This window comes from Gammaproteobacteria bacterium (genome assembly GCA_022340215.1).
In the GTDB taxonomy this organism is placed as follows: domain Bacteria; phylum Pseudomonadota; class Gammaproteobacteria; order JAJDOJ01; family JAJDOJ01; genus JAJDOJ01.
In genome coordinates this window covers 1-5,236 of record JAJDOJ010000040.1, presented here as the reverse complement: position 1 = coordinate 5,236, position 5,236 = coordinate 1, and the positions used below count along the sequence as shown (strand labels likewise).

Here is a 5,236-nt window from a genome sequence, read left to right as displayed (position 1 = left end):
TCGATGAACTGCTGCGGATTGTGCCTGAAGTCATCGAGACGCCCGCTTCGGGAGAGGATGCGCTGGATGCTGCGCCGGGTGAGCTGCGTGCGGTCCTGGAGGTCGGTGAGCACATCGGGAAGCTCGATGTCGGCCTCGGTCAGCACCACCGTCGCGGCCCCGTCGCGTTCCGTGGCCGCCACCCCGGCCTTGCCGATGGCGATGTCGGCCTTGCGCCATTGCAGACGCGCCCTGGGAATAGGCGGGGCGTTTCTAACGGCATCGATGCAGTCCTCGATGAGCTTTTCGTTGTCGAACTGAACGCGATAGGTGGTCTTGTGCTTGATCCGGTCCCACAGGGATTTGAACTCGGGGCTGAGGAATACCTCCTTGCGGACGCGAACCACCCGACGCTCGTCGGCGTTCTTGATCTCCAGCCGCCCGGCGAGCTTGCGCAGCACCTCGGCGATCCGGTCGCGTTGAGGGGCGAAGGGCTCGGGAACGGGCAGCGTGCCGTCCTTGAGCGCCTGTTTGAGCGTATCCTGCACCTTTCCTCTGCCGTCGATGTAGCCTTGGGCCTTGAGGTGCTCCCAAAGCACCTCTGACTGCTCGACACCTAGCGGTGTTTGCTGCCCATCCACTCCGGTGACCGGAATCGCCGCGAACTGGTGCCGCTCGACGATACCGAAGCGAATTCCGGTGTCCGCTTCGATCTCCTTCTGGAGATTTTCGGCGAATTCCTCGTAGCTCTCGGTGGCCACCACCGTGAGTGTGTTGGTTTCGAATCCCCGCACGCGCTCACCGTCCTGATTGACGCACAGACGCAGCCCTCGGCCGATGGTTTGCCGCCGCTCACGTTCGGTCTGGATGTCGCGCAGGGTACAGATCTGAAAGACGTTCGGATTGTCCCAACCCTCGCGCAGAGCCGAATGCGAGAAGATGAACTTGAGCGGCGTGTCCGGGCTCAGGAGCTTCTCTTTTTCCCGCATGATCAGGTTGTAGGTCCCGTCATCCGCCTTGGTGTTGCCGCGGGTGTCCTTGAACATCTCGATCGCCTTGCCGGCCACCTTCTTCTTGTCGATGGCGAAGTAGCCCCCGTGCACCTCCTCGGCGGCATGGCTCAGATCAACCTCCTTGAAGAGGCTGGTGTAGTCGGGATGCTTGGCAAGGCGTCGGTACTCCTCCTCGAAGATGCTTGCGTAGACCCCCTTGACCGGATTGCCTTCGTCGTCGTACTGGCGGTAGCGGTCGACCGCATCGACAAAGAACAGGCTCAGTACCTTGATGCCCTCCGGGCCTAACCGCTTTTCCTTGTCCAGGTGCTCCTTGATCGTGCGACGGATCATCTCGCGCTGAATGGCCAGTGGGTCCACGTCACCCCAGGCTTCCCCGATGCGCAGGAAATGTTCTCCGCCGGGCACACGGAGCTCCATGAACTCGTTACCCTCCTCAACGCGGATCTCCCCGATGCGACAGTCTCGGTAGACGCCTCGCTTCGTGGCCTGCTCTAAGTCGTCGCCATCCTGGACGCTCAGTTCGCGGCGCTGAACGCCGCCGGCGGTCTTCATATCCAGCGCCACCTTCGCGCTGATGACACCACGCGAATTGCCGACCGACACCGGCCGCACATAGGGCTTGTTGTACGCATCCTCCACCGTCGCGGACGCGACCTCGATCTGCTTGACCAGTTTTCGTTCGTAGGCGTCCACCGCATCCAGCCGGAACACCATGTGGTGCTTGTCGACATGGGTGGCGGAATAGCGCAGCGTACAGAGGGGGTTCATGGCGCCGAGCGCCTGTTTGCCGGCGCCCCTGAGACCGCCGTCCACGCTCTGCGGCTCGTCGACGATCAGGATCGGCCGTGTCGCCTTGATGAGATCGATGGGCTTCTCGCCGCCGGTCTTCTCGCTGTCCTTGTAGAGATTGTTGACGTCCTTCTTGTTGATGGCCCCGACGGTCACGACCATGATCTGGATCTGCGGGCTGGTGGCGAAGTTGCGCACCTGGCCGAGCTTCGATGAGTCGTAGAGGAAGTAATCGAAGGGGGTGCCCGCATACAGACCCTTGAAATGCTCCTCGGTGATCTGGAGCGTCTTGTAGACGCCCTCCTTGATGGCCACCGAGGGCACGACGATGACGAACTTGGTGAACCCGTACCGCTTGTTCAGCTCGAAGACGGTACGCAGGTAGACGTAGGTCTTGCCGGTGCCGGTCTCCATCTCCACCGTGAAGTCGCCTGACGCCAGGGACTCGGAGGGCCGCAGGCCGTTGCGGAGCTGGATACCCTGCAGATTTTCCAGAATCTCGTCATCGAGCAGGCTCAGTCGGTTGCCGATACCCAAGGCATCGTCGAACAGGTCCGCCGTGCCGCCGACGGCGGTCTTCGTGACGGTGAACTCCGTCCGGCAGGTCTCCTGACCGTGGAAAAGATCGCAAACCGCCTCGATGGCCTGGAGCTGGAAATCGAGGTTGGGCTCGAAGTGGAGTTTCACAGCACCGCCTCCATGCCCAGGCGGAACTGCTGGAAGCTATGGGATCGGTTTCGATCGGGTTCTATGTGTGGCGCGATCTTGCGGGCGGCGTCGATCTTCGGATAGCTGCTCCGGTAGATGCCGTGCCTTTTCAGGAAGCGGTGGAGCCGCTCCCACGTCCCTCCGTTGTCGGGGTTGGAAAAGTTGCCTGGAAATCTCGGCGGGAGACGGGGAAAGGCCTCTCGCAAGGCTACGGTGTCGCCGATGAACCAGGATTCCAGTTCTTCCACGACGATACGGTTCACGACGATAAATCGGCCATCCGACCCCGGGTGGGTCTTGGTGGCCAGCCTTGCTTCGTGAGATACCTTCTCGAGTCGATTCTTGAGCACCTCGCAGGTATCTGCGTCTCGATCAAGCAACACGACAATCCGGAGTTCCTCGCCCCTGCCGATCCGCTTTCGATAGGCGCGCAGTCTCGCGGGCAGTTCCTTGAGCAGCCGGCTCTTGCTACGCATGTTGATCACCTTAACTCTCGCTCGGGCACCGACGATCTTCGGTAGGATGTGTTTCAACGCCTCTTCCGCCGAAGGCTCTTCCACGACCACCTCCAGCCGTCGGCTCATTCCTCGTCCTCCGTGGCCAGAGGATCGCCCACATCGAAGTGACCCTCCATCCAGAGGTCGCCCAACGATGCACCTTCTTCGAGAAACTCCCGAATACCTGGCATGTCCGCCACCCGTCTCGCCCGCGTATAGCCATCCGCGCCACGATAGAGCACCCTCACCTCGTCCGAATGCAGCGGATCGATGAAAAAAGGGGAATGCGTGGTGACAATGAGTTGCGTACGTTCCGCCGAGAGACGACACCCCTCCGCCAGTTCCGGCAGAAGCCGGGGATGGAGATAGTTTTCCGGCCCCTCGATGCCGATCAACCTGGGTGGCTCCGGGTCATAGAGCAGGGTCAGGTAGGCGAGCATCTTCAGCGTGCCGTCCGAGGCGAAACGGGCGAGCACCGGCTTGGAAAAAGGGGCGTCCTTGACGAGCAGCAGCAGACTCCCGTCATCGAGAATCTTCGGGTCGATCTTTTCGATACGAGGGACGCGCCGGCGAAGCGTGTCGAAGATCCGCTCCAGGCGTTGCGGATGTTCTTCGCTCAGATACTGAATGACATTGGGCAGGTTGTCGCCCGTCGGCGAGAGGCGCTCCTCGGCGCCCGCCTCGGGGTGGCCGCGCGCAGCGGCGGCGGACAGATACGACAGATGCCAGCCGGTAATGAAGTCGCGCAACGCAATGACGCGCGGGTTCTCCGCCAACTGGCCGAGCGTATTGACGGCCAGAACGTCGGGTCCGGACAAAGGCTTTTCGATCCGCTTGTCGCTCGCCTCGGGTTGCTCACCGCTGATGACCTTCCCCGTGCCGTACCGGTAGTCGAGAAAGTGAAAGGGGGCCGCGGGGTGGCCCCGCTTCCAGCGCAGGAACTCCCGGCTCACTACAGGTCCCTTCCTGCGCTCTTCGATCTCGAGATGGTAGGTAATGAGCGGTGCGCTCGGATCCTCCCGATACTGGAGCTCGATAACGACGGGACCGGACGCGTCACGGCTCCGGAGCTCTCGAAACCGACCACGACGATCCCATGCCTTACGCAGTCCATCTGTAAAACACTCCGACAGGAAGGCGAAGACATCGAACACCGTGGATTTGCCGCTCCCGTTGGGACCCAACAGGACCGTCAACGGCGTGAGCTTTTTTAGGGCGATATCCCGTAGTGCCCGGTAGTTCTCCACGCGCAGGCTTTCTACACGCGGGGGATTCAAAATCTCAGTCATATCGGAATCCCGGGGTTCGCTAAAGGCTTCGCACGTTCTCCAGCCCGTGCTGCTGGAGGATGGCGGAGAGGTTGGTCTTGGCGACATCGTCAGCGAAGGCGCTGTCGCGGAATGCGACCGTGCTCTCGCCCAGCGGATCGAGCTCTTTGTGCCAACTGGCGATGCCGAGCGCTAACGGCTCAACGGTAGCAGCCGGGACCGCCTCATCGAGACAGGCAATGAGAGTCCCCGCACCGATGGAGTACACCGTTTTCTCCGCGATGGAGCGGTTCTCGATGGGGACGCAGAGATCGAGCCCGAGCTTGAGCAGCAGCTCGTAGAGGACGTCTTCCTCGCTGCGTCCTTCCTTGATGTGCTCGACGTTATCGAGCAGGGTCCTTTCGAGGTCCTCGGAATCGGGTTCCCAGCTACGGATGTTGGAGGTATCGAGTTTGAATACACGGAAACCCCTGTCTCCATCCCACTCTGGATTGTCGTGTTCGAGTTTTTTCGAGGCGCCTCGAAGGCGCTTCCGGGTAATGTCGGCGATGGTTTTCAGTCCGATCTCTGGCTTGGGGAGGGACTCCGGTATCTGGACAAGAATATAGCGACGGTTCCCTCCATCCTCGCTGTTCTGTTCCAAGACGGCCTGTCCTGTGGGGCCGCTGCCGGCGAAAAAGTCCAACACCAGGTCTCCGTGTCCGGACTCGGTAGCAACGTGAACCATACGTCGTATGAGCGAGGTGGGTTTGACGGTATCTAGAACATTCTCTCTCTGCTCGACCTGTACCAGTTCCATGAGTTGCTTTTTGGCGTCCTGAGTATGGCCCACTTCCTTGTATAGCTTTTAAGATAAATATTTTCGGCAAAAAATCAGGCAGTTACCATCTCATGGTACAACCCAAAGAGAGATAGCACCTCTTTCGAGGCATTCTTAAAAATTTCCAGGGACTCGTGCACCTTTCCCTTCAGGGCTTCA

The 5,236-nt window shown here is 60.5% G+C and carries 3 protein-coding genes and 1 pseudogene; all 4 read right to left on the bottom strand.

What is annotated here, in order from left to right; all coding sequences use genetic code 11:
* Positions 1 to 2,471: DEAD/DEAH box helicase family protein (locus LJE91_02685; protein MCG6867655.1), on the bottom strand; the 2,471-nt coding region annotated here is incomplete at its 3' end.
* Complete coding sequence (locus LJE91_02680) at positions 2,468 to 3,076, bottom strand: DUF4276 family protein (GenBank protein MCG6867654.1); 609 nt, start codon at positions 3,074 to 3,076, stop codon at positions 2,468 to 2,470. The genes LJE91_02685 and LJE91_02680, both read right to left, overlap by 4 nt.
* Entirely contained in the window at positions 3,073 to 4,278 is a 1,206-nt protein-coding gene (locus LJE91_02675; protein MCG6867653.1) for an AAA family ATPase, read from the bottom strand. Before LJE91_02675 ends, LJE91_02680 begins: the two co-directional genes overlap by 4 nt.
* A 19-nt stretch (positions 4,279 to 4,297) precedes the next feature.
* Positions 4,298 to 5,026 (bottom strand): annotated as a pseudogene (locus LJE91_02670) (site-specific DNA-methyltransferase).
* Positions 5,027 to 5,236 lie beyond the last annotated feature (210 nt).